Source organism: Dellaglioa sp. CoH-55-MRSF-7, assembly GCF_056782235.1.
Window position 1 is genome coordinate 1 of record NZ_JBXAYI010000086.1, and the last position, 381, is coordinate 381.

2 tRNA genes and 1 rRNA gene are annotated in these 381 nt (G+C 46.5%); all 3 read right to left on the reverse strand.

Annotation, left to right across the window (positions count from 1 at the left end):
• Positions 1-70: ribosomal RNA gene (gene rrf, locus AC1RPU_RS07980) — 5S ribosomal RNA — on the reverse strand; the annotation flags it as partial.
• A gap of 39 nt (positions 71-109) precedes the next feature.
• A tRNA-Thr gene (locus AC1RPU_RS07985) sits at positions 110-182 on the reverse strand.
• Positions 183-187: 5 nt separating this feature from the next.
• Positions 188-259: transfer RNA gene (locus AC1RPU_RS07990), tRNA-Glu, on the reverse strand.
• Positions 260-381 lie beyond the last annotated feature (122 nt).

Here is a 381-nt window from a genome sequence, read left to right on the forward strand (position 1 = left end):
TGGCGCTAAGAAGCTTAACTTCTGTGTTCGACATGGGAACAGGTGTATCCTTCTTGCTATCGCCACCACACTCTTTTACTACTACATAAAACAATTTTGCAACCACTAATGCCGGCTGCAGGAGTCGAACCTGTGACCCTCGGTTTACGATACCGATGCTCTACCAACTGAGCTAAGCCGGCGAAAATGACCCGTACGGGATTTGAACCCATGTTACCGCCGTGAAAGGGCGGTGTCTTAACCACTTGACCAACGGGTCATATACATAAAAATGTGTTAATCAGTTAGATTAGCACATTTTTAAATTTATTATTAGCATGGCAACGTCCTACCCTCGCAGGGGGCGACCCCCAACTACTCTTGGCGCTAAGAAGCTTAACT